The 25,183-nt window shown below is 58.1% G+C and carries 22 protein-coding genes and 1 pseudogene; 20 read left to right on the top strand and 3 right to left on the bottom strand.

What is annotated here, in order from left to right:
• Positions 1-155: 155 nt before the first annotated feature.
• From Q0072_RS21395 to Q0072_RS21490, 20 genes and pseudogenes are all read left to right on the top strand, one after another.
• Positions 156-2,105 (top strand): S9 family peptidase, encoded by a 1,950-nt coding sequence (locus tag Q0072_RS21395; RefSeq protein ID WP_298333954.1) that lies wholly within the window; start codon positions 156-158, stop codon positions 2,103-2,105.
• A gap of 50 nt (positions 2,106-2,155) precedes the next feature.
• Positions 2,156-4,099, top strand: a complete 1,944-nt coding sequence (locus Q0072_RS21400) for a prolyl oligopeptidase family serine peptidase (RefSeq protein ID WP_298333956.1) — start codon at positions 2,156-2,158, stop codon at positions 4,097-4,099.
• 100 nt (positions 4,100-4,199) lie between these two features.
• Positions 4,200-6,197 carry a S9 family peptidase gene (locus Q0072_RS21405; RefSeq protein WP_298333958.1) on the top strand — a complete coding sequence of 666 codons (1,998 nt, stop codon included), beginning with the start codon at positions 4,200-4,202 and terminating at the stop codon, positions 6,195-6,197.
• A 107-nt stretch (positions 6,198-6,304) separates the two neighbouring features.
• Positions 6,305-6,832, top strand: a complete 528-nt coding sequence (locus tag Q0072_RS21410; protein WP_298333960.1) for a peroxiredoxin — start codon at positions 6,305-6,307, stop codon at positions 6,830-6,832.
• Between the two features lie 206 nt (positions 6,833-7,038).
• The gene (rpsF, locus tag Q0072_RS21415; RefSeq protein WP_298333962.1) at positions 7,039-7,413 is read left to right on the top strand and encodes a 30S ribosomal protein S6; all 375 of its coding nucleotides are present in this window, start codon (positions 7,039-7,041) and stop codon (positions 7,411-7,413) included.
• Between the two features lie 12 nt (positions 7,414-7,425).
• Complete coding sequence (rpsR, locus tag Q0072_RS21420; RefSeq protein WP_013480244.1) at positions 7,426-7,704, top strand: 30S ribosomal protein S18; 279 nt, start codon at positions 7,426-7,428, stop codon at positions 7,702-7,704.
• A 12-nt stretch (positions 7,705-7,716) separates the two neighbouring features.
• The gene (rplI, locus tag Q0072_RS21425) at positions 7,717-8,301 is read left to right on the top strand and encodes a 50S ribosomal protein L9 (RefSeq protein WP_298333964.1); all 585 of its coding nucleotides are present in this window, start codon (positions 7,717-7,719) and stop codon (positions 8,299-8,301) included.
• A gap of 446 nt (positions 8,302-8,747) precedes the next feature.
• Entirely contained in the window at positions 8,748-9,605 is an 858-nt protein-coding gene (locus tag Q0072_RS21430; RefSeq protein WP_298333966.1) for a TonB-dependent receptor plug domain-containing protein, read from the top strand.
• A gap of 33 nt (positions 9,606-9,638) precedes the next feature.
• Positions 9,639-11,204 (top strand): annotated as a pseudogene (locus Q0072_RS21435) (TonB-dependent receptor); the annotation flags it as partial.
• Positions 11,205-11,575: 371 nt separating this feature from the next.
• A complete protein-coding gene (locus tag Q0072_RS21440) occupies positions 11,576-11,914 on the top strand; it encodes a P-II family nitrogen regulator (RefSeq protein ID WP_013480241.1) in 339 nt (112 codons plus the stop codon).
• 42 nt (positions 11,915-11,956) lie between these two features.
• Positions 11,957-13,363: a type I glutamate--ammonia ligase gene (gene glnA, locus Q0072_RS21445; RefSeq protein ID WP_298333969.1), complete on the top strand. Its 1,407-nt coding sequence runs from the start codon at positions 11,957-11,959 to the stop codon at positions 13,361-13,363.
• A 387-nt stretch (positions 13,364-13,750) separates the two neighbouring features.
• Positions 13,751-15,136: an ammonium transporter gene (locus Q0072_RS21450; RefSeq protein WP_298333971.1), complete on the top strand. Its 1,386-nt coding sequence runs from the start codon at positions 13,751-13,753 to the stop codon at positions 15,134-15,136.
• 257 nt (positions 15,137-15,393) lie between these two features.
• Complete coding sequence (locus Q0072_RS21455; protein ID WP_298333973.1) at positions 15,394-16,029, top strand: TorF family putative porin; 636 nt, start codon at positions 15,394-15,396, stop codon at positions 16,027-16,029.
• 373 nt (positions 16,030-16,402) lie between these two features.
• Positions 16,403-17,071, top strand: coding sequence for a TorF family putative porin (locus Q0072_RS21460; protein WP_298333975.1), 669 nt, complete (start codon positions 16,403-16,405; stop codon positions 17,069-17,071).
• Between the two features lie 143 nt (positions 17,072-17,214).
• On the top strand, positions 17,215-19,290 hold the full coding sequence (gene parE, locus Q0072_RS21465; RefSeq protein WP_298333978.1) for a DNA topoisomerase IV subunit B: 2,076 nt from the start codon (positions 17,215-17,217) through the stop codon (positions 19,288-19,290).
• A gap of 154 nt (positions 19,291-19,444) precedes the next feature.
• A complete protein-coding gene (locus tag Q0072_RS21470; protein ID WP_298333980.1) occupies positions 19,445-20,950 on the top strand; it encodes a DEAD/DEAH box helicase in 1,506 nt (501 codons plus the stop codon).
• 101 nt (positions 20,951-21,051) lie between these two features.
• Entirely contained in the window at positions 21,052-22,110 is a 1,059-nt protein-coding gene (locus Q0072_RS21475; RefSeq protein ID WP_126423889.1) for a GGDEF domain-containing protein, read from the top strand.
• 97 nt (positions 22,111-22,207) lie between these two features.
• The gene (locus Q0072_RS21480) at positions 22,208-22,966 is read left to right on the top strand and encodes a 1-acyl-sn-glycerol-3-phosphate acyltransferase (RefSeq protein ID WP_298333982.1); all 759 of its coding nucleotides are present in this window, start codon (positions 22,208-22,210) and stop codon (positions 22,964-22,966) included.
• A gap of 77 nt (positions 22,967-23,043) precedes the next feature.
• Positions 23,044-23,436, top strand: coding sequence for a hypothetical protein (locus Q0072_RS21485; RefSeq protein ID WP_298333984.1), 393 nt, complete (start codon positions 23,044-23,046; stop codon positions 23,434-23,436).
• A 95-nt stretch (positions 23,437-23,531) separates the two neighbouring features.
• Positions 23,532-23,954, top strand: coding sequence for a hypothetical protein (locus tag Q0072_RS21490; RefSeq protein ID WP_298333986.1), 423 nt, complete (start codon positions 23,532-23,534; stop codon positions 23,952-23,954).
• Positions 23,955-24,071: 117 nt separating this feature from the next.
• Here Q0072_RS21490 and Q0072_RS21495 read toward each other — a convergent pair whose 3' ends face one another.
• The 3 genes from Q0072_RS21495 to Q0072_RS21505 all read right to left on the bottom strand — a co-directional run.
• Entirely contained in the window at positions 24,072-24,470 is a 399-nt protein-coding gene (locus Q0072_RS21495) for an iron-sulfur cluster assembly accessory protein (RefSeq protein ID WP_298333989.1), read from the bottom strand.
• A 69-nt stretch (positions 24,471-24,539) separates the two neighbouring features.
• Positions 24,540-24,986: an SUF system Fe-S cluster assembly protein gene (locus tag Q0072_RS21500; RefSeq protein ID WP_298333991.1), complete on the bottom strand. Its 447-nt coding sequence runs from the start codon at positions 24,984-24,986 to the stop codon at positions 24,540-24,542.
• 5 nt (positions 24,987-24,991) lie between these two features.
• Positions 24,992-25,183: aminotransferase class V-fold PLP-dependent enzyme (locus tag Q0072_RS21505; protein ID WP_298333993.1), on the bottom strand; the 192-nt coding region annotated here is incomplete at its 5' end.

A 25,183-nucleotide genomic window follows, 5' to 3' on the forward strand; every position in this document is an offset into this window, starting at 1 on the left:
GCCCCCAAGGGCAAGAGGCTTGCGCCCCGGCCCGGCGCACGCCGCTGGTCTGATCGACACGAAAAACGGTTGTAGGTGACCGCAAATATCCGTAAAGATAGAAGCGATTGAGGACGGTTGGGGCTGTCCACATAGGGGAATACAAGGGGGATTTCATGCGTTTATTGAAAAGCAGCGTCTTCGCGGGCGTTCTGGCGGCCTGTGCCTTTTCGGCGGTGGCCAAAGCCGATCAGGCAAACACCCTAGGCGCGCCGCCGCCGCTTACCGCGTTCAGTAAACTTCCTGATATTGATAAGGTGGCCCTGTCGCCCGACGGGAAACGCATAGCCCTCATTAAAGGGTTTGGGACGCAAAGACTTCTACTGGATATTGATATCGAAAAAGACGACTTCACAGCCTTGCGGGTGGGGGATGTGAAGGTCCGCGACCTGTTCTGGGGTGACGAGACACGTATCATCCTGATATCGTCGCAATCAGTGGATCTGCGCGACTTTGTCGGCGGTAAGGATGAATATTATTCGGGTCAGATACTCGATTTGCCGCGCAACAAAACCTTGACACTGTTCGGTAAGACAGACGGTTTTTACCGCATTGTTATGGGCGATTATAACCGCATCAAGGTCAAGAATGCTTACCGGGTTACCGCCTCCAATGTCAAAATTGAGGGCGAAGGCCTGCGCAGTCTGTATAGTTTTGACCTGAATACCGGACGCGGGCATCAGATGGACGAGGTACCCCATCACGTCCAGAACTGGGTCGTGCGCCCGGATGGCGAAATCCTGGCGCGGGCCGAATATGATCGTGATACCAAGGTATGGACGCTGCGTTACCGGCAGAATGGCAAATGGCGCGCCATCTACTCGGAAAAGCAGTTGCTGGATGCGCCGTCTCTTGTGGGACGCGGCCGCGATGACGAATCGGTGCTGGTCTATATCAATGCTGGCGAAAAGGCCGGCAACTATTACGAGGTCTTCCCGGATGGCCGCTTCAGCGAGCCTCTGGATACCAAGGGCAGCAATGTCGGGACCTTCTATCATCCGGCAACGAAAAAGCTGGCGGGCTTTATCAATTACAATCCCGATGGCCCCGCCTACAGCTTCTTTACCGCCGATCTGGCCAGCCTGCCGCGTCTGATCGAAAAAGGGATGCCGGACTATAGCTACCGCCGCCTTGTGGACGTTTCGGATGATGGCAAAAAGATTGTCGTATATGGCGAAGGCCCCGGCGATCCGGGCTCTTATTACTATATCGACTATACAACTAAAAGCTTCAAGATCGTAGGGCAGACACGCCCCGAAGTGCCGGCAGAATGGGTCGCCGAAAAGCGCAAGGTCACCTATAAGGCGGCGGACGGGCTTGAGATTAATGGTTATCTGACGCTGCCGCCTGGCCGGGAAGCGAAAAACCTGCCGCTTATCGTCCTGCCGCACGGCGGACCAGAGTTCTATGATGACATCGGCTATGACTGGATGTCTCAGGCCATCGCCTCGCGCGGCTATGCCGTCCTGCAACCCAATTTCCGCGGTTCCAGCGGCTACGGCGAGGCCTTCACCGAAAAAGGCTATGGCGAATGGGGCCGCAAAATGCAGACTGACCTGTCGGACGGCGTGCGCTATCTGGCCAAGGAAGGCACGATCGACGCAAAGCGCGTGTGCATTGTCGGCGCGTCCTACGGTGGGTATGCGGCCATGGCGGGCGCGACGCTTGATCCCGGCGTCTATCGCTGCGCCAGTGGCATTGCGCCCGTCACCAATCTCAAGAAGATGATCGCCTACGAAGAAGAGTCCGTCGGCTATGATAAACAAGCCCGGAAGGTGCTCTACTGGAAGCGTTTTCTGGGTGATGAAAGCCGCTGGGCGGAGGTGTCTCCGGACCTGAAAGCGGCCAATGTCACCATCCCCATCCAACTGATCCACGGCAAGGACGACACGGTGGTGCCGATTGACCAGAGCTACCGGATGCGCGACGCCCTCAAAAAAGCCGGTAAGGACGTTGATCTGATTTTATTGAAAGACGAGGATCACCACCTGTCGCGTGAAGCGACCCGCGTGCAGACCATGGACGCCGTAGTCAGCTTTATCGAAAAGCACAATCCGGCCTATTGACAACGGTGTTTCCAGAATTGACGTTTTAAGCAGGCATATTGGAGGGTGGTATGTCGCCTTTATCTTTAAATCGTCGCCATTTTATGGGGACAGCTGCGTCGATAACAGCCCTATTGGCAACAGGCGCGCGGGCGGAAACGAATCCGCTGGGACCTCCGCCACCCCTAACGCTTTATGGTGACCTGCCTGCCATTGATCATCTGGATCTGTCGGCCGATGGTGGAAAAATCGTCATGGCTTCGGGCCGCGGAACGGCACGCAGCCTGATCGTATATGATCTGCAAAGCCAGAAGGCTGCAAAGCAGCCGATCGGTGACATAAAACTCAGATCCGTCTCATGGATAGATAAATCTCATCTTTTGATCGAAAGTTCCCTGACCTCAACGCTCGCCATGTTCAGTGACGTACAGCAGGAGCTTTTCACAGCCATTGCGCTGAACTACGAAACCGGCAAAGCGCGGTCCATATACGGAAATATGGCAGACTATTTCCCCGTTCTGGGCTCCGACGCGTCGGTTATCCGAACGGATAAAAAAGCTTACGTGCTGGCGGGCGGCATAACCCGCGTAAAATATCTACGCATTCTCAACCGCTTTGATCCCGAAACCGGCAATGCCTCTCAAGTGGACGAAGGGGGCCCCGACACCACGGACTGGGTGATCAATGCGGAAGGCGGGTTGGTGGCGCGGGAAAACTACCGCCGCGAAACCTATACCTGGAGCCTTGAGATGAACCGGGGCGGTTGGAAGACCGTTATGACAGAAAAGGCTGAACTCGATTACCCCAGCCTCGTCGGACTGGGGCGGAGCCCTCAAACGGCGGCTATTTATTTCAATCAGGGAGACCGTGCCAACCGCTATTACGAAGTGACTCAGGATGGCACCCTGACCCCTATGTTCGAGGACGCCAAAGGCAGCATCAGCCTTCTGAGGCACCCCAAAACACATACTGTGGTTGGGTATGCTACGCACGGGCACTGGATCAGCTACTCCTACACTGACCCGCAATTGGCTAAACTCACCGAACAAGTCGGCAGCATTTTTACCGGCTATCGGACTTCGATCGTGTCACTGGCCGATGACTGCCAAAAGGCCATCATTTATTCCGAAGGGCCCGACGATGCAGGCACCTATTTCTTTGTAAATTTCGAGACTGGCGAAAATGTGCGTCTTGGGCAAGCCTATCCTGATCTGCCGGCCGCATGGATCACTGAAAAAGTACCGTTTACCTATAAGGCCTCGGATGGTCTGGAAATTGAGGCTTATCTGACGCTCCCGCCGGGGCGCTCACCGGAAAAACTGCCTTTGATTGTTCTGCCCCATGGAGGCCCTCAGTCGCGCGATACACTGGGCTTTGACTGGGGCGTCAACGCCTATGCCTCGCGCGGATATGCCATCCTGCAACCGAATTTCCGCGGCTCAGACGGCTATGGGGACGCCTTCGTCGAAAAGGGTTACGGCGAATGGGGCCGGAAAATGCAGACCGACCTAAGCGACGGCGTCCGCCATCTGGCAGCCAAGGGCATTATCGACCCCTCCCGCGTTTGCATTGCCGGTTACTCCTATGGTGGGTACGCGGCTATGGCTGGCGCAGCCTTCGATCCCGGTATTTATCGCTGTGCAGCCTCCTATGGGGGCGTGTCAGATCTGCGCAGTATGATGGTAAGTGAAGGTAAGCAATCTGGTGACAGAAACAGCCACGCGATCCGTTATTGGAAACGTTACCTTGGCGATCCTACGAAATGGGACGCTGCTTCCCCGCTACGCAACACCGACAAGGTGACCATACCGCTACTGTTGATACATGGTAAGGACGATACGGTCGTCGATTACATGCAGTCCAAACTGATGGCGGAAGCTTTACAAAAAGCCGGCAAGCCGGTCGAACTTGTAACCCTCAGCGGTGAGGATCATTGGCTGTCGCGCAGCGAAACACGCCTCACCATGCTGACTGCCATCGTCGCCTTTATCGAAAAGTATAACCCGGCCTATTAGCTTTACGTCCGAGAGCACACGACTTTAGCAAAAAAGCGGTGCTTGTATGCTTGAGTTGACATATAGTTTCTTCGCGAGGGGACTTTTTAAGGGGAAAATCATGCCATTTATCAACCGTCGGCACGCTATGGGTCAGCTTTTGTCCGCTAGCAGTCTGTTGACTGCTGTTCCGCTGGCAGTAGGCGCTTCTACGGCGACGGCGGCTGAGTCCCCTCGTCCGGCTGTATCAGTTTATGGACGCTTGCCCGACATGTCGGAGGTCACGATATCGCCGGACGGCGAACGAGTGGGATTTATTCGGAACATCAAAGGGCAGTTGGTCCTGATGGATTACGAGATCACATCCGGCAAGCTGAATTTTATGCCCATCACCGATATGAAGGTGCGTGATTTGACTTGGGCCGATAATGATCGGTTACTCGTGACATCCTCTGTGACGGCCGATCTGGTCAGATTTATCGGAGACAAGAACGAATATTCGCGCGCTCATATCGTAGATGTAAAAGCGCGTACCTCTTTGCTGCTTTACGAGAATCTGAAGGACTACTACCCAATAGTCATAGGCAGCCTTGGGCGCATTTCGATCAACGGTAGACCCCATGTGACCGCCTCGAACGTGCGGTTTGGCGCTGAGATTTTTTACAGCCTGCTGGCTTTCGACACCACCACAGGCCGTTATACCAAGCTGGATGAAGGCAAGGAACACGTCCTGAACTGGGTTTATAAACCCGACGGCACTCTGATCGCGCGTTCGGAGTACAAGCAGAGCGAAAAATTGTGGCGCCTGCGTTATCTGAACACCCTGTGGACCACCATTTACGAAGAGGTGTTCGCCGAACTGGAGCGCCCGTTCCTAGTCGGACGAGGTCGCGCCGAAGACAGTCTCCTGGTTCGGTTTAACGGGGGTAAGTGGGACGGAAAATATATTGAATTTTCACGAGACGGCACGCCGAGCGAACCAACCACACTTACAGGAGACAATGTGTCTCCACTCATTCATCCGGCAACAAAACGGCTTGTCGGTTTTGTACGGCGCAACCCCGAAGGCAATGAGTACGAATTTTTTGATCCATTGCTCGAAAAATTACATAAGGAAACCAATGCTCTGCTCGAAGGCGGTACCGTCACGCGCGTAATGTCGCGGGCAGATGATCCCCGCAAGCTGATTGCCTACAGCGAAGCCGTTGACGACGCCGGAAGCTATTACTTCATCGATTTTACGACCGGCCAGAACAAGCTGGTAGGACAAACCCGTGCAGATTTGCCGGCCGAGTGGATCGCCCCCAAAAGCGAACTCACCTACAAGGCAGCAGACGGCCTCAGCATTCATGGCTACCTGACTCTGCCCCCGGCCCCGGCGCTCAAGGGCCGTGACCCAAAGAACCTTCCCTTGGTGGTTTTACCGCACGGCGGTCCGCAAAGTGCTGATGAGATCGGTTTCGAGTGGTGGTCACAGGCATTGGCCTCACGCGGATACGCTGTCCTGCAACCGAACTTCCGTGGTTCCGACGGTTACGGTCAGGAATTTGTCGAGAAGGGCTACGGTGAATGGGGTCGCAAGATGCAAACCGACCTGAGCGATGGTGTGCGCCACCTCGCAAAGGAGGGCATTATAGACGCCAGGCGCGTTGCCATCGCCGGCGCGTCCTACGGCGGCTATGCCGCCATGGCGGGGGTAACGCTCGACCCGGGCATCTACCGGTGTGCGGTAGCTGTAGCCGGCGTATCCAACCTGAAGGCCATGATGGACTGGGAATTCAAGGAAACAGGTCGCCGACTAAGCCCAACACTTCAGTACTGGAACCGTTTTATGGGCGACAAGAGCCTGTGGGACGCTGCGTCCCCTGATCTGCACGTGGACAAGTGCGATGTCCCGGTTCTACTCATCCACGGTAAGGACGACGATGTGGTCCCGATAGAACAAAGCCAGCGCATGCAAAGGGCTATGCAAAAAGCCGGCAAACCGGTAGAAATGCTCGTACTTGCAGGCGAGGATCACTGGCTGACCACAGAAGCGACACGCCTTCAGATGCTTGAAGCGACCATCGCCTTCCTTGAAAAGCATAACCCACCGACCCGAGACGAGTCTAACTTGTAAAACGCAAGCTTTTTGGTTGCAATGGGCAAGTCAAATCCGCTCGGATTATCTGAGCCAAGAGCGACAAACTGTCGTATAAGACGTTACAAATCCAATGGAGACGTCCCATGATCACCCGTGCCGCTCTGATTGCAGCTGCCTTCGCCCTCACCGCCACCTCGCCCGCCCTCGCCGCGCTCAAGGTGGGCGACAAGGCTCCCGACTTCATGGTCAAGGCCGCCACCAACGGCAAGGTTCATGATTTTTCGCTGAAATCGGCCCTGAAGCAGGGCCCGGTGATCGTGTATTTCTACCCCAAGGCCTTTACCGGTGGCTGCTCGCTGGAGGCGCGTCAGTTCTCTGAAAACATGGACAAGTTTGCCGCCAAAAAGATCAGCGTGGTTGGCCTTTCGGCGGATGATGTGCCGACGCTTCAGAAGTTCTCCACCGCGGACTGCGGCGGCAAATTCCCGGTGGGCTCCGACAAGGGGGCCAAGATTGCTGAAAAATACGACGCCAAGCTGCCGGCTGTGCCCATGTCCGGCCGCGTCTCCTACGTGATCGGCAAGGATGGCAAGATCGCTTTCGTGCATGACTCGAAAGACGCTGCGACGCACGTCCCCAGCCTGCTTGCCGCAGCGAACGGGCTTAAATAAGCGCTTTTCAGAACCGGAAGCGCAGAAAACGCCCGTTGCAGACCGTTTTCACGCGATTACCAAGACTTGATTATGCGGGCGTTATAGACTATAGCGCCCGCTTCGCTTGCGTGGTGGTCATCCCTCATTGTGAGGAGCCATGATCCATCGTGTGTCCGGGACTTCCGCCCGGACGCGCGCCACCCCGCTCAACGGAAGAGGACCAAATGGCACTTTATGAACACGTCGTGCTCGCACGGCAGGACATTTCGCCGCAACAGGCGGAAGGTCTCAACGATACCCTCAAGGCGCTGATCGAAGAACTGGGCGGCTCGGTCGCCAAGATCGAATACTGGGGTCTGCGCAACCTCACCTACCGCGTGAAGAAGAACCGCAAGGCGCACTATTCGCTGCTGGCTATTGATGCGCCGGCCGCCGCCGTGAAGGAAATGGAACGTCAGTTGTCGATCAACGAAGACGTCATCCGCTTCCTGACCGTCCGCGTCGAAGCGCTGGATCTGGAACTGTCGCCGGTTCTGTCGCGTCGTGACCGTCCGGAGCGTGCTGAGCGTTCCGAACGTGCTGAATTCGCTGAGCAATAAGGAGATCTGAAGATGGCTGAAGACACTATCGCCGCCACTCCGGGCGCTCCCGTCGGCTCCGCTCCGGCGCGTCGTCCGTTTTTCCGCCGCCGCAAGGTGTGCCCGTTCTCCGGCGCCAACGCTCCGAAGATCGACTACAAGGACGTGAAGCTGCTGCAACGCTACATCTCCGAGCGCGGCAAGATCGTGCCGTCGCGCATCACCGCCGTGTCGCAAAAGAAGCAACGTGAGCTGGCCAAGGCCATCAAGCGCGCCCGCTTCCTGGCACTTCTGCCCTACGTTGTGAAGTAAGGAGACGCACCCATGAAAGTTGTTCTCCTGGAACGCGTTGAAAATCTGGGCGTTATCGGTGATGTCGTGTCGGTGAAGGACGGCTTTGCCCGTAACTTCCTGCTGCCGCGTCACAAGGCCCTGCGCGCCACGACCGCCAATCTGAAGTTCTTCGAAGCTCAGAAGGAACAGATCGTCGCCCGTAACGCCGCCGCTCGCTCGGCTGCCGAAACGCAAGGCGCTGAACTCGACGGTCAGCAGTACGTGATCATCCGTCAGGCGGGTGAAACCGGTCAGCTCTACGGTTCGGTCACCGGCCGTGACGTTGCTGACGCGGTCGCCGAAACCGGCGGCAAGGTTGAGCGCAACCAGATCGTTCTCGACACCCCGATCAAGACCCTTGGCCTGCACGCCCTCAAGGTGCGCCTGCACGCCGAAGTCACGATCTCGATCACGGTCAACGTCGCGCGTTCGGCTGAAGAGGCCGAGCGTCAGGCCGCAGGCGAAAACGTTATCGCCTCGCAGTTTGAAGAAGACCGTCTGGCTGACGAAGCCGCCGCTGCCGACCTTCTCGAAGGTGGTGCCGGTCAGGCCATCGAAGAGTCGTACGAGTACTAATCGATCCGTCACACGGTCGAAAAGAAACCCCCTGAGTCCCGGACTCAGGGGGTTTTTTGTGCCCAGTCGCCAAAACGGTGTACGCCCTCCTCATAAAAACGTCACATTTCGGCAACGCCACCCCGGTATCTGTCGTCCCGCGTACGTGCCCGTCTCTTTTCTGAACGGTGTCTCTACACCGTTCTTTTTTGACACCTCAGATAATTCTGGAAAACCCCAAGGTAAAATGCGCTCAAAAATCATTGTTATCGAATTTTGACGCACGCGTCACAAAGGGGCGTTAAGCGATTTGCGGTCTTCCGCACCGGATCAGACGGCCCCAACCCGGCGTCTTCACATGTGACAAACTTGTGTCAACACTCACCTGAACGACGGGCGAAAACGCATGCCTGTCTGACTGGCGAAGCGTCTTCGCCAAACCCGTTTCCAGCTCAGAGTGGTGCCTTATGACCTTATCCGCACGCAAACTCCGTCTCCGTCAACGCCTGCTGATGGTGAGCAGCGCTATCGCCCTCTCGCTTTCGGCCTCCCCTCTGCTGACCTCGACAGCGCTGGCCAAGTCCGCCGAGGAAGCCACCGAGGTCGTGGTCACCGGGTCGCGGGTCAAACGGTCAAAGCTGGAAACCCTCGCCCCGGTGGACGTCATCAAGAGCGAAACCCTTCAGAGCATGGGCTCAACCGAGCTGGCCGAGGGTCTGTCGCGTCTGGCCCCCTCGATCTCCTTCCCACGCCCGGCAGTCACCGACGGCACCGACAGCGTGCGCCCGGCGACCTTGCGTGGCCTGAGCCCGGATCAGACCCTCGTCCTGATCAATGGCAAGCGCCGGCACGCCTCGGCACTGGTCAATATCAACGGCTCGGTGGGACGCGGTTCGGCAGCGGTCGATCTCAACACCATTACCGAAGCCGCCTTGGGCACCGTCGAAATCCTGCGCGATGGCGCTTCGGCGCAGTACGGCTCCGATGCCATTGCCGGTGTGATGAACCTGCGCCTGCGCGAAGCGTCCAGAGGCGGCTCTGTCACCCTGTCTGGCGGCTATTACAACACGCGGGTCAAGACGGCCAACACCTGGTATAACCGCAGCGATGGCGAAAGCCTGTCGCTGAGCGGCTGGGTCGGCCTGCCCCTGCTTGGCGACGGCTTCCTGACCCTCTCCGGTGAATATAAAGACCGCAAGCCCACCTCACGCGGCGGCCTCGATACCCGCGTCACCCCGGCGTCCGTCAAGTCGCGCTATGGCGACCCGCAGGAGCGCGGTCTGACACTGTTTGCCAATGCGGGTAAGGCGATCAACGACGTGTGATCGGCCTATGGCTTTGCCGGCTATCAGAACCGACGCAACGACAGCGCCGCCAACTACCGCAACCCGACCAACTCCGGCAATGTGGTGGCCATCTATCCGGACGGCTTCCTTCCCATTATTCAGGTGCACACCAAGGACACGTCCGCCACCGGCGGGGTGAAAGGCAGTCTGGGCGGCTGGGACGCCGATTTCAGCCTGACCTTCGGCGACAACAAGCTGGACTATGCAACGGCCAATAGCGTCAACGCCTCCTACGGCACAGCCTCAAAGACGTGGTTCTATTCGGGCTCACTCGACTACAGCCAGACTGTGTTCAATGCCAGCTTCGTCCAACCCTTTGACATCGGCCTGTATAAGCCGCTGAACGTAGCCTGGGGTCTTGAGGCGCGCGGCGAAACCTACAAAATCGAGCAGGGCGAGGAGCAGTCGTGGGCCAAGGGACCGCTCAGCGCGCCGCAGGGTGCCCAAGGCTTCCCCGGCCTGTTCCCGCAGAACGTCGCCGACGTGGATCGCCACAATTTCGGGGCCTATCTCGACCTTGAAACCAGCCTGACCGAAAAGCTGTCGGGCAGTATCGCGGTACGCTACGAAGACTATTCCGATTTTGGTGATAACACCTCGGCCAAGATCGCGGCGCGTTACGACTTTACCCCCGCCTTCGCCATCCGGGGTTCGGCTTCTACCGGCTTCCGCGCCCCGTCCCTGCAACAACAGTATTTCTCTTCGACCGCCACCAATTTCGTCAACGGCATCCCCCTGCTGATCACTACCTTCCCGGCCACCAGTTCGGTCGCCAAGGCGCTGGGGGCCGCGCCTCTGGAGGCCGAAACCTCCAAAAACCTGGCGCTGGGCTTCGTCTTCCACAGCGGGCCGTTTGAACTCACGCTGGACACCTACAAGATCGAGATCGAAGACCGCATCGTCCTCACTGAGAACCTGATCGGCAAGAGCGGCACGACCATCACCAACCAAGGCGTCTTCAACCTCTTGTCGCCCTATGGCGTGGACGCGGCCCGCTTCTTCATGAACGGCGTGGACACCACGACCAAGGGCATCGACCTCGTCGCCCGCTATCGGCTGCCCACCGAAGGCTTTGGTACCTACGATTTCAGTCTGGCTTATAACCACGGGGAGACGGATATCGACCGCTTCCCGGCCATCAACACGCTGTCGAGCCTGCCCTCACCCCCGGCCCTGTTCGCGCGCGTCAATCAGAACCTGTTGTCCAGTTCAACGCCGGAGGACAAGCTGAACGCGGCTATCGACTGGAAGCTGGGCAAGTGGTCGGCAGGCGTGTCGGCCGTATCCTACAGTTCGGTTCTGGTCGCGCAGTCGAACGCCGCCTTTGATTTTGAAACCGGCGACAAGACGGTGGTTAATGTGTCGGGCAACTACAAGTTCGACAACGGCGTCACCTGGGCCGTAGGCATCGACAATATCGGCGACGTCTATCCCAATCAGACGCCGCTGACGACGCTATCAGGCACGCTGACGCCAACCGCCAGCACCCAGTATAACGGCGGTGCGGCCTTCAGCGCCCGCTCACCTTTTGGCTTCAATGGGCGCTATCTCTACACCCGCATCACCAAGTCGTGGTGAGCCACGCCATCTGTCGTATGGTCAGGCTCCGTCCTTAGCGCAAAACAAACGCGGGGCCTTTCAGGGCTTCCGGAGCCTTTTTTGCCGCGTGTTTCGTTTTAAACTTTACCTGATCCACGACTGCATTTAATTTCACGCGCAATCATATCGGGTTGCACTGCGCCTATGATCAGACACCCAAAAGGGGAAATCAGCTAACAGGCGTATTTTCCTTTTGAATTCCCTCCCGTCTGGGTCTAAAGGCAGGACGGGTGCGCTCACGCATCGTAATAAATCTTTACAGTCAAGTGAGCTGTTTCACCGGAATCTGGCTTGCATTCTGTCGCAATGCAAAAGATTTTCGCTGTTAACGGTCGTGATCAGGATTGCTCATGAAAAAGATCGAAGCTGTTATCAAACCTTTCAAGCTGGACGAAGTGAAGGAAGCCCTTCAGGAAATCGGCGTGCAGGGTATGACCGTTCTGGAAGCCAAGGGCTACGGCCGCCAGAAAGGACATTCCGAACTCTACAGGGGTGCGGAATATGTTGTTGATTTTCTGCCGAAGATCAAAATTGAACTCGTGGTTGCCGACGATCTGGCACCGGCCGCACTTGAGGCCATCCAGACCGCCGCACGCACAGGCAAGATTGGCGACGGCAAGATTTTTGTGAGCGACGTCATTGATGTCGTTCGCATCCGCACCGGGGAGTCCGGACCGCAAGCGGTCTGATCCTCCCCAAACTACCCAACCAAAAACCCAGGGCGTCAAAAAATGACCGCAGCAGACATTCTCAAGCTCATCAAGGAAAAGGACGTCAAGTACGTTGACGTTCGCTTCACCGACGTTCGCGGCAAGATGCAGCATGTGACCTTCGACATCGATCTCGTCGATGACGACTTCCTCAATGACGGCACCATGTTCGACGGCTCGTCGATCGCCGGCTGGAAGGCCATCAACGAATCCGACATGAAGCTGCGCCCGGACCTGAAGACGGCCTATATCGATCCGTTCTATCAGCAGACGACCCTCTTCCTGTTCTGCGACGTCATCAATCCGGACACCAACGAACCCTATAACCGCGACCCGCGCTCGATCGCCAAGAAGGCGCTCGCCTACGTGCAGTCGGCGGGTATCGGTGACACCGTCTATTTCGGTCCGGAAGCCGAATTCTTCCTGTTCGACGACGTGCGCTGGTCGATCGCGCCGAACAACACCGGCTTCTCCTTCGACTCGTCGGAACTGCCGATCAACTCGGCCAAAGAATATGCCGAAGGCAATATGGGTCACCGTCCGGGCCCGAAGGGCGGCTACTTCCCGGTCAACCCGGTGGACTCGTGCCAGGACCTGCGCGGCGAAATGCTCGCCGTCATGGGCGAACTGGGCATGGAACCGGAGAAGCACCACCACGAAGTGGCTCCGGCCCAGCACGAGCTTGGCCTGAAGTTCTCGGACATGCTGACCATGGCCGACCGTACGCAGCTCTACAAGTACGTCGTGCAGAACGTCGCCCACGCCTATGGCAAGACCGCGACCTTCATGCCGAAGCCGATGTTCGGTGACAACGGTTCGGGCATGCACGTGCACCAGTCGATCTGGAAGAACGGCAAGCCGCTGTTCGCCGGCGATAAGTATGCCGGTCTGTCGGACCTGTGCCTGTGGTACATCGGCGGCATCATCAAGCACGCCAAGGCCATCAACGCCTTCGCCAACCCGACCACCAACTCCTACAAGCGTCTGGTTCCGGGCTACGAAGCCCCGGTGAAGCTGGCCTATTCGTCGCGTAACCGTTCGGCCTCGATCCGTATTCCGTGGGTTTCCTCGCCGAAGGGCAAGCGTATCGAAGCGCGCTTCCCCGATCCGCTGGGCAACCCCTACCTGACCTTCACCGCCCTGCTGATGGCTGGTCTCGACGGTATCGAAAACCGTATCGATCCGGGCCCCGCGGCCGACAAGAACCTGTACGACCTGCCGCCGCAAGAGCAAAAGGCCGTTCCGGAAGTCTGCGGCAGCCTGCGTGAAGCCCTCGACAACCTCGACAAGGACCGCGCCTTCCTCAAGAAGGGTGGCGTGTTCGACGACGACTTCATCGACTCCTACATCGAACTGAAGATGGAAGAAGTGATGGCCTTCGAACTGCGTCCGCACCCGATCGAGTTCGAGATGTACTACAAGGGCTAAGCTGAACATCTCCCTGCAAAGGGTTGATTTCAAAGAACAAGCCGCTCCTGAAAAGGGGCGGCTTGTTTGCGTTTGGCGACAAAAGCACGCCCCTGATACCGTTACGTCAACTCAGGTTGAAATTTATTTTCAAATGATACCTTTATAGTATCAAATGATACCAAAACGTTTTTCTGGGTTTACGCGTTTCAGGCGGCTATATTGACACATAAATGACGCATTGAGGCCCGAGACGCCCGCTCTCTGCCTCAGGTCTTAATAAAACCCTTTGCGAAACAATCGGATGGCGGCACTCTTCGCCAGTGCAACATCCGCTTATCCAAGGGGGATAACTTGAAAACGTGGATTAAATTCTCAAAGGTGCTTGCGGCCTCCGCAGCCCTCCTCATGACGGCTCCCGTCGTCACCGTCGCCCACGCGGCGGCTGTCACTTCCGAAGCTGCGGTTTCGGAAGCGGCTCCGGCTTCAGAAGCCGCTCCGGCTGAAGCGGCTGCGGCCGAAGCCCCGGCTCCGACCCTCCTCGCTCACCAGAAGCCGCTGGAACTGGACCTTGCGTCCTCGTCCTTCGTCTTCCTTTCGACCGCCCTCGTGCTGATGATGACCCTGCCGGGTCTGGCCCTGTTCTACGGCGGTATGGTGCGTAAGAAGAACGTCATCGCCACCGTGACGCAATCCGTCGCCGTGTCGTGCGTCGCGGGCATCCTGTGGTATGTCGTCGGCTACAGCCTGTCCTTCGGGGTGGCTGATAAGGCGCTGTTCGGTCTTCCGGCCGAAACCGTCAACAAGTTCATCGGCGGTTTCGATACGGTCCTGCTGAAGGGCGTTACCAAGGATACGGCTTTCAATCTGGCCCCCGGCCTGCCTGAAATGCTGTGGATCTCCTATCAGATGACCTTCGCCATCATCACCCCGGCCCTGATCACCGGCGCCTTCGCCGAGCGTATCAAGCTGTCGGGCCTGCTGCTGTTCATGGCCCTGTGGTCGGTCTTCGTCTACGCGCCGATCTGTCACCAGGTCTGGGGCGGTGGCTTCATGACCGCAATGGGCGTGCTCGACTTCGCCGGTGGTGCCGTTGTTCACGTGAACTCCGGTGTGGCCGGTCTGGTTGCAGCCCTCTTCCTCGGCCGTCGTAAGGGCTACGGCACCGAAGAAATGGCGCCGAACAACCTGATCTTCGTCATGATCGGTGCCGCGCTCCTGTTCGTCGGCTGGATCGGCTTCAACGCCGGCTCGGCCTGGACTCCGGACGGTATCGGTGCAGCTGCCCTGCTCAACACGATCCTGGCGGCACTCGCTGCGGCCCTGTCGTGGAAGCTGGTCGAATGGACCATCCGTCGCAAGCCGTCGCTGCTCGGCATCCTGTCCGGTCTGGTGGCTGGTCTGGTCGCCATCACCCCGGCGGCGGGCTTCGTCAACCCGACGGGTGCCCTGATCATCGGTCTGATCGCGGGTCCGGTCTGCTACGTCTTCGCTTCGTGGGTCAAGAAGCTGCTCGGCTACGACGACTCGCTGGACGCCTTCGGCATCCACGGTGCGGGCGGTGCCCTCGGCGCGATCCTGACCGGCGTGTTTGCCGATCCGGCGATCAACAGCCTGTCGGAAGGTGCCAGCGTCGGTACGCAGGTCATGGGTCTGGTCTACACCATCCTGTGGTCGGCTGTCGGTACGCTCGTCATCCTCGTCATCTGCAAGTTCACTACGGGCCTGCGCGTGTCGGAAGCGGATGAAGAAGCGGGTCTCGACTCGGCTCTGCATGACGAAGTGCATCACTAATATTTAAATACAAAATACGTGATACAGATGGAGCGCTTTCGGGCGCTCCATTTTTTTAGATAAATTTAAATAGTTTCTTCCAACACTATTGGTTGGAATTTTGCATTTTTGTTACACTTCGTTTGTTTATTAACCACGCAATAGAAATTTCTTTTCTTGCATGTACTATGAAACCAATGGCGTCATAAAAATTTCATACCGCCAATACTGTGCAGGAGAAGCGTTCAGGTGGCTCCATTAAAAATGAGGAAGTCATCATGAAAAAAGTAATTATCATTGCCGCGTCCACTACGGCTCTACTCACAGCGGGTACCGCCTCGGCCGAAGGTACGGTCAGCTATAATATTGGGGTTACCTCCGACTACGTCTGGCGTGGCGTCACCCAGACTGACGAAAACGCGGCTATTCAGGGCGGTATCGATTACACCAACGGCATGTTTTACGCCGGCACCTGGGCGTCAAACGTTGATTTCGGTGGCAAGGCCGACTATGAACTTGACCTTTACGCTGGGGTAAAGCCCACAGCGGGCAACTTTACCTTCGACATCGGCGTGCTGGCCTATCTCTATCCGCAGGAAGACGACCTGAATTTTGAGGAAGTTAAACTGGGCGTCAGTCACCCCCTCGGCAAGGGCACGATTGGTGCGGCGGCCTATTTCAACACAGATGATAATTTCGAAGACTACTTCGAAGTCAACGCCGCCTATCCCCTCACGGACAAGGTATCCGTTTCCGGCGCATTTGGTGACTATGGCACCTACAATACGTGGAACCTCGGCGGGGCCTACGCCCTCACCTCCAACCTGTCTGTGGACCTGCGTTACCACGATACCGACGTCGATACACGCTTTAGCGACGAGCGTGTCGTGCTCAGCCTGAAGGCCGCGTTTTAAGGCGTGAAGACGGTTTGACCAGGAAACCGCCCCGGACTCGCGCGGGCGGTTTCTCAGGTTGCGACCGATTCGCTTTTTGCGCAGTGCGGCGCAAAAGTAACGCTGCGCCGCAGGAAAACCTCGCCACATTTGCAACACATAGAAAAGAGAACCCGCCTCAATGCGGATTTTTATTATTTAAAATCAATTATATAATTGGCACTACCCTGTGTGAATGTCGCGTTAGAGATTCGTGACAATTTTACATCAAACGCCGTCAAACATTCCGCAGGGGGTAGTACGCGACGTAAAAATTGCTACATTAAACTCCGATTTACGCCGCAGTTGCGTACTGTAGGCGATATAATCTGAACCATAATACAGGATACAGATCATGAAGAAGTTCCTCCTCGCCGCCACGATCGCCGCCAGTGCTCTGGTCGCCGGCGCCGCTTCCGCTGAAGGCGCCCTCAGCTACAACATTGCCGCCACCAACAACTATGTCTGGCGCGGCGTCACGCAGACAGACAAGGAAGCCGCTGTTCAGGGTGGCATCGACTACACCAACGGTTCCTTCTACGCCGGCACCTGGGCTTCGAACGTCGATTTCGGTTCGGACGCTTCGCTGGAAGTCGATCTGTACGCCGGCGTGAAGCCGACCGTTGGCAACTGGTCGTTTGACTTCGGCGCTATCTATTACGCCTATCCGGATGAAGACGATCTGAACTTCGGCGAACTGAAGGCCGGCTTCACCCACCCGATGGGCAAGGGCACGATCGGTGCTGCGATCTACACCAATTGGGAAACGCTGGAAAACCCCTACTACGAACTGAACGCGGCCTATCCGCTGACCGACAAGTGGTCGGTTTCGGGTGCCATGGGCAAGTATGAGGCCTCTACGGGCGAATATACCACCTGGAACCTGGGTGCGGGTTACGCGCTGACCTCGAACCTGTCGCTCGACGTCCGCTATTGGGACACCGGCGATCACGATCTGGGCAAGAGCTTCGCTCGCAACCCCGTGAAGGAGCAGATCGCTGTGACCCTCAAGGCGGCGTTCTAAGTCTTCCGGCTAAGCCATCAGGCATTAAGCCACAGAAATCGGTCGCAAGCCCCTTGGGGTTTGCGACCTTTTTGTTTATGGATTGTTCACGTCCTCCATCGCCTGCCGGATGGAAATTCAGCGAATCGGTCCACAGTACGCGCATGTCCACTACGCCTCCTCAGCCCTCCCTTTTCGGCGGCGACGCCCCCGTGCCTCAAACGGATACGCCTGCCATGCCTGCAGCCAAACCCACCCCGGCCACTGAGCCCGTCAAGGTCCCGGCCCCTGCGCCTTCGGCCCTGACCGCCGAAGGTTACGGCGCTTCGGCGATCGAGGTGCTGGAAGGGCTGGAACCGGTGCGCAAGCGTCCGGGCATGTATATCGGCGGCACTGACGAAAAGGCGATGCACCACCTGTTCGCCGAAGTGCTCGACAACGCCATGGACGAGGCCGTCGCCGGTCACGCCAAGGCCATCTGGGTCGAACTGGACGCCGAAGGCTATCTGTCGGTGCGCGATGATGGACGCGGCATCCCCGTCGATCCGCACCCCAAATATCCCGGCAAATCGGCGCTGGAAGTGGTCATGACCGTCCTGCACTCCGGCGGCAAGTTCTCCGGCAAGGCCTATGAAACCTCCGGCGGTTTGCACGGCGTCGGTGTCTCGGTGGTCAATGCCCTGTCCGAAACGCTGGAAGTCACCGTGTGGCGCGACGGTTTTGAGTGGCAGCAGGTCTTTTCGCGCGGCCTCAGTCAGGGCCCCATCCAGCAGATCGCGCCCTCCAAAAAGCGCGGCACCCGCGAACGCTTCAAGCCGGATGAAGAGATTTTCGGTGTCGGCGCGCACTTCAAACCGGCACGTCTGTACCGCATGGCCAAGGCCAAGGCCTATCTGTTCCGCGGCGTACAAATCCACTGGAAGTGCGACCCCAGCCAGATTTCCGACCATACCCCGGCCGAAGACAAGTTCTACTTCCCCAACGGGCTGGCCGATTATCTGGCTGAGCGCGTTCAGGAAACCGAAACCGTCACCGACATCTTCTCCGGCCGCGTAGAGCGGCAGGGCGAAGCCGGGGCCGTGGAATGGGCCGTCACCTGGTCGGGGGCCGGGTTCGGTGAATTTGACGGCTTCACGCAATCCTACTGTAACACCATCCCGACGCCCGACGGCGGCACGCATGAGGCCGGCCTGCGCGCCGCCCTCACCCGCTCGCTGAAGGCCTATGCCGACATGACCGGCGACAAGCGCGGCGGCATCATCACCGCCGAAGACGTGGTGGCGCAAGCCGGCGTGGTGATCTCGGTCTTCATCAAAAATCCTGAGTTTCAGGGCCAGACCAAGGACCGCCTGTCGTCCAGCGAGGCCCAGCGTCTGGTCGAAAAGGCGCTGGCCGATCCGTTCGATCACTGGCTGATAAGTTCGCCAAAACAGGCCGACCGACTGCTGCAATTCGTCGTCGAACGCGCCGAAGACCGCTTGAAAAAGCGCAAGGACAAGGAGGTGCAGCGCGCCTCGGCCACGCGTAAGCTGCGCCTGCCAGGCAAGCTGGCCGATTGTGCGCGTCAGGACGCCAATGGCACCGAACTGTTCATCGTCGAAGGCGACTCGGCCGGTGGTTCGGCCAAGCAGGCGCGTAACCGCAATACACAGGCCATCCTCCCCCTGCGCGGCAAGATCCTCAACATCGCCTCGGCGACTGCTGACAAGGCCAAGTCCAATCAGGAACTGTCCGATCTGGGGCTGGCCCTAGGCGTGCAGCCGGGCGCGCGCTTCAAGGAAGACGACCTGCGCTATGAGCGCATCGTCATCATGACCGACGCCGACGTGGACGGCGCGCACATCGCCTCGCTGCTGATCACCTATTTTTACCGCACCATGCCGTCGATGATCCGCAATGGTCACCTCTATCTGGCCATGCCGCCGCTGTACCGCATCAGCCACGGCACTAGGATCGTCTATGCCAAGGACGACGCGCATCGACTTGAAATCCTTGAAAAAGAGTTCAAGGGTAAGAAGCCCGAAATCGGCCGCTTCAAGGGTCTGGGCGAAATGATGCCGGCACAGCTCAAGGAAACGACGATGGACCCGAAGACGCGCACCCTGGCGCGCGTCACCCTGCCTGAGAATGAGAGCGGCATCGAGGATCTGGTCGAAACCCTGATGGGTCGTAAACCGGAACTGCGTTTCAAGTACATTCAGCAAAACGCCGAATTTGTCGGCGATGATCTGGACGTCTGAGCCGCCGCAGCGCAATAAATCTCTGTCCTTTTATGTAAAATCTGATACTAGAGGCCGCAAAGCCTTTACCGGCGTATTCATCGCCGTGTCCGCGCTTACGCGGCGGCTGATTTTTTTCCTGTGACTGTCCGAAACGGCAACCCTTCAAAGCTGAATGACCAAATTTACCGATCTAGGCCTGAACCCCGATATCCTGAAAGCCGTGGCCGATACCGGCTACGATACGCCGACCGCCATTCAGGAACAGGCCATCCCCATCGCCCTGATCGGACTGGACGTTCTGGGGATCGCCCAAACCGGCACCGGCAAGACGGCGGCCTTCACCCTGCCGATGATCGAAAAGCTGGCTTCGGGCCGTTCACGTGCCCGTATGCCGCGCGCCATCGTGCTGGCGCCCACGCGCGAACTGGCCGATCAGGTGGCCGAAGCCTTTGAGAAATATGCCAAATATTGCAAGCTGAACTGGGCCCTGCTCATCGGTGGCGTCTCCATGGCCGATCAGGTGGCCAAGCTTGACAAGGGCGTCGATGTGCTGATCGCTACGCCGGGCCGCCTGCTCGACCTGTTTGAACGCTCAAAGGTGATGCTCAACGGCGTGCAACTGATGGTGGTTGACGAAGCCGACCGCATGCTCGACATGGGCTTCATTCCCGATATCGAGCGCATCTTCAAGCTGACGCCGCCGTCGCGTCAGACCCTGTTCTTCTCAGCGACCATGCCGCCGGAAATCACGCGCCTGACCGAGCAGTTTCTGAAGAACCCGGTCCGCATCGAAGTCTCGCGCCCGGCAACGACCAACGAAAACATCACCCAGTACGTCTATCGCGTCCCATCGGGCGATTCCAAACTGCTGGCCAAGGCCAAGCGTCTGGCGCTGCGCACCCTCATCGGGCAATTGGAGATCAATAACGGCATCGTCTTCTGCAACCGCAAGACCGATGTCGATATTGTCGCCAAGTCGTTGTCAGTGCACGGCTTTAATGCGGCCCCGATCCATGGCGACCTGGATCAGTCCTTGCGCATGAAGACGCTCGACGCCTTCCGCAGTGGTGAACTGAAACTGTTGGTGGCTTCGGACGTCGCCGCTCGCGGCCTTGACATCCCCAGCGTCAGCCATGTGTTCAACTTCGATGTGCCGCATCACGCTGATGACTATGTGCACCGCATTGGCCGCACGGGTCGCGCCGGACGCACGGGTGAGGCCTATCTGATCCTCGCGCCGAATGATGAAAAGAACTACGATAAGGTTCTGAAACTTATCAAAAAAGAACCGAATACGCTGGAACTGGACGTCGATTGGAGCCCGCTGGCTGATGCGCGTCCCGAGCGCGAAAAGCCTGCGCGCGGTCGCGGTGAACGCACGGAGCGTGACCGCTCAGCCCGTCCGCGCCGTGAACGCGGTCGCAAGGGCGAATCGGCCGTTGAAGCCGTCGCTGAGGTCGTGGCCCCGGAAGAGGTCGTCGTGGACGCCGCGCCGCCTCCGGAGAAAAAAACACGCCGCCGCAAATCCTCCGCCGCAGACACCCCGCCACCGCGCGCGAAGGCGGTCTCTGACGATTTTTCGTTGAAAGACAACGAAGACAGCCTCCCCAAAGGTCCGGACGGTCAGGGGTTCGGCGGCCATGTGCCGGCCTTTATGCTGCGCAGCGCCTACCGCTGAGGGCAAGGGTAAAGCAAAATAAGTTCCCGCGTTAACCGCCTGTCAGAGAAATTGACTTAATGTGTTTCTCGTCACCCGATTCGTGACACAAGGAAGCCTTTATGAGCAACGACATAGAAGTGAGCGTTCGCAGTTCCAATGCCTATAGTCTGGCCGTGGAGGCCATTCGGCTGATGGAAGTGCACGGGGTTTGGCCGACGCCGCTCAATTATGAAATCTGGCTCTATGTCGCGGGCGATCCCAACTCGGCTCTGGCGCAGGAGATTCATCGCCTGATCGGCTCGGGTGAGAAGATTACCGAGGAAATCTCTGAAAGCCTCGCTTCGAAATTCATTTCCCGCCTCAAGCTGAATGATGAGGTGCGCGACGCAGGCCTGCGTCTGACGCGTGAACTGGCCTCGGTCAGCGAAGTCATCAACGAAGCCCAGAAGGCGCAGAAAGACTATAACGAGACTCTGGAAGGCGCGCGCACCAGCATTGATGGTGACTCCGACGCACAACGCCTGCGCCAGCTTGTCGGGCGTCTGACGGACGCCACCTCGCAAATCCTCAACCAGCACGCCCATTTCGAAGTTCGCCTCAGCGAATCCTCACGCGAAGTGGCGCGTCTGCGTAAACACCTCGATCAGGTGCGTCTGGAAGCTATGACCGACGCCCTGACCAATCTGGCCAATCGCAAATCCTTCGACGAAGCGCTGGAACGCCACTGCGACAGCGACGAAGGCAAGAATATCACCCTGGCCGTTCTCGATATCGACCATTTCAAACGCTTCAACGACACCTGGGGCCATCAAACGGGCGATCAGGTCCTGCGTTACGTCGCCTCGGTCCTGTCGCGCATTGGTCGCGCCCCGCGCATGGCCGCCCGTTATGGCGGTGAAGAATTTGCCATGATCTTCCCCAGCGAAAACATGGCCGTCGTCGAGCGCCTGCTCAACGAAGCCCGGCAGGAAATTGCCTCCCGCGTGCTCAAGCGCCGTTCCACCAATGAAGACCTGGGCACGATCACGATTTCCGTCGGCATCGCCGAGCGTGACTATGGCGAAGACGCCTACGACCTGCTCGACCGCGCCGACAAGGCCCTCTATCAGTCGAAGAATAACGGTCGCAACATGGTCACCTGCGCCAAATCCGCCCTGAAAGCGACCGACGCCGCCTGAGAAATATAACTGAGAAAATATAATTTGAACATTGTTCAAATTTGTGCGACAAGAAGCTGGTGACGATCCGTCACTGGCTTTCTTTGTGGATACCACCATGCGCGCCTTTGCGTTCGCCCTCGCCTACTGGGTTTTCTCCATCGGCTACAGCCTGATGGCTATTGGCCTGTCGCTCTTGCCGGGTCGCAAACCGGTATTATGGGTGGTGCAGCGCTATACGCGGCGGATGGTCTGGGCCATGCGGGTACTGGCCGGCATCCGGCTTGAGGTCCGCGGCCGTCACCTCGTGCCGGACACGCCGGTCATCTTCGCCGCCAAGCATCAGTCGTGGGGCGATGGCTTTTGTCTTTATTCGCAGTTCAGGGACGTGGCCTTCGTCACCGGCGATCATCTGGAAAAGTTCCCGCTGATGGGCACGCTGCTGCGCAAGCTGGGGGCCATTGTGGTCAATAATTGCGGCGGCCACGAAGCGCGCCGCAGCCTCAGCCAGCGTTCGGCCGAAGCCGACCGTGACGGTCGCCACATCCTCATCTATCCTGAAGGCCACCTCAACGCCCCCGGCACCTATCGCCGCTACCGTTCCGGCGTGTGGCACATGTACAGGAATTTCAACCGCCCCGTGGTGCCCGTGGCCACCAATCTCGGCCTGTTCTGGCAAGAAACCCAGTATCGCAAGACCGCCGGCACGGCGGTGCTGGAGTTCCTTGAACCGATCGCACCCGGCCTAGACAAGGCGCAATTCATGGCCGTGCTGCAAGCGCGCATCGAAAGCCGCACTCAGGAACTGATCGCCGAAGCGCGCGGTGGCCCGGTTGAACCTTCCGAATTGGTCAGTGAAGGGGCCGTTGCCGCTTAAATACATGGGATATAAGCGTTTTTTAACAGACGCTCTTTAGGGATACGCAAGCCGTTCCCTGTTCTGTAAGGTCCGCCGTGCCGCGCGCTCTCCGTCTCTCCCATCTTATCGACACGGATAAAAACCTGCTAATTGTTACCGCCCGCGGTGACTATACCAGCGAAGGCTTTGTGGACGCTCTGATCAACCTTTATCAGCAGATCGAGCAACCCTGGCTCTACGACCGTATTCTGGATATGCGCTCGGCTCAGGGCGTGGTTGAACTGTCCGACCTGATGCGGGCGGCCGCGTGGCTGGCTCAGGCCGCCGGTACGCCATCCCCTCCGCGCCGCCGTCTGGCCCTGATCTCCAGCGATCCGTTTGACCGCGCGCGCCTGAACGCTCTGGGTGACGCCTTCCCCAAGGCCTTCATACAACTCTTCGAACGTCGCGACGAAGCCATCGAGTGGTTAGCGACGCCACAACCTTAACCCGTTACCGAAACGGCATTTCACTTTTAAGCTAAGTGGATTTTAAGCATTACCCGCTACACTCGGTCGGCAAGTCACAAAGTCCCAGCTTACCCATGTCGCAAAAATACCGCCTCAGTGTCTATCTGGATGAAATTCATTCCATCCTTATTGCCCGCGTTTTCGGCCCGATCCCGAGCGCCGAACTGTGCGACCGCTTCATCGAAGCCTATGCCGAAATCGGTGAGCCGTGGCGTTATGATCGTCTGATCGACTTTCGCCGCTATACGGGCCATCTGGAAGACGAAGACCGCCAGCGCTTTGCGCAGACCTGGGCCGAATGGACGCGCGATTTCCACGAAGGCCGCCGGGTCGCCTTTGTGACGCACGACGCGGTGGAGGAGGTCTACATTCAGCAGGACTACGCCTCCTTCCCCAAGGACACGATGCGCAACTTCTACACCGCCGATGAAGCGCTCGACTGGCTAACCGGACGCAGTGGAGAGGTCGAGTTCGTGCCTCTGGCGCTGCGGGCCTGAGGCTGATTAGTCTGATCCGTGACTGCGGGCTTGATCGTTACACTCTCGCCGCAGCCGATTTTTAGTCCAATTCCGTGGCTGCGGGCTTGATCGTTACACTCTCGCCGCAGCCGATTTTTAGTCCGATTCCGTGGCTGCGGGCTTGATCGTTACACTCTCGCCGCAGCCACAGGCATCCGTCTCGTTCGGATTGTTAAACACGAACTTCGACGCCAGTTTGGTCGTCTCATAGTCGATGACCGTGCCGACCAGATACAGCACCGCCTTGGGTTCGATCAGTATGGTCACCCCTTTATCTGTCACCACCTCGTCCAGCGGGTCGGCGGCTTCGGCATAGCTCAGCACGTATTCCTGACCGGCGCAGCCGCCCTGCTTCACACCGACGCGCAGGCCCACATAGGGCCTGTCAGCGCGCGACATGATAGCCTTGACCTGCGCGGCTGCGGCGTCGGTCAGCGACACGATGGCCGGGCGCGGCCGATGGGGACGAGGCGTGATAACAGGCTGAATATCCATAGCTATCTCTGCGGCCTTTAAACTCACGGAAGGGGGCACATGGGGGAAACCGCGTTTCCCCCATGCGAACTAAAACATATTGAGCTGAAGCTTGGCTTCGTCGCTCATCTTCGAAGAGTCCCACGGCGGATCGAAAACCAGATTGACGTGACAGTCGGCAACACCACGCACGCCCATCACCGCATTTTGCACCCAGCCGGGCATTTCTCCCGCCACCGGGCACCCCGGCGCGGTCAGGGTCATATCGACCACCACTTCACGGTTGTCATTGATATCGACGCGATAGATCAGGCCCAGTTCATAGATATCGACCGGAATTTCCGGATCGAACACCGTCTTGAACGCCGCGATCAGTTCGTCGGTCAGGCGATCCAGTTCTTCCTGAGGCAATAGCTCAGGATTTTGGCGCTCGACCGCCGTCGTCTCTTCGGGTGCAAACAGCTCAGCCTGCCCCGGTTCGGCAACCGCTTCGCTGGCGTCCTCACCGGACAGGGAAATGATCTCGTGCTTGGACATGGTCATTACTCAAAAAACCCTTGCGCCTTTTCAACCGCCGCAATCAGCGCGTCGATCTCGGCCTCGGTATTGTAAAGCGCGATAGAGGCACGCACGGTCGAGGTCACCCCCAGCCGCGTCATCAACGGTTCGGCGCAGTGCGTCCCCGCCCTCACCGCTATATTGTAGCGGTCAAGGATCTGCGCAACGTCGTGCGC

Source organism: Asticcacaulis sp., assembly GCF_027484505.1.
GTDB lineage: Bacteria > Pseudomonadota > Alphaproteobacteria > Caulobacterales > Caulobacteraceae > Asticcacaulis.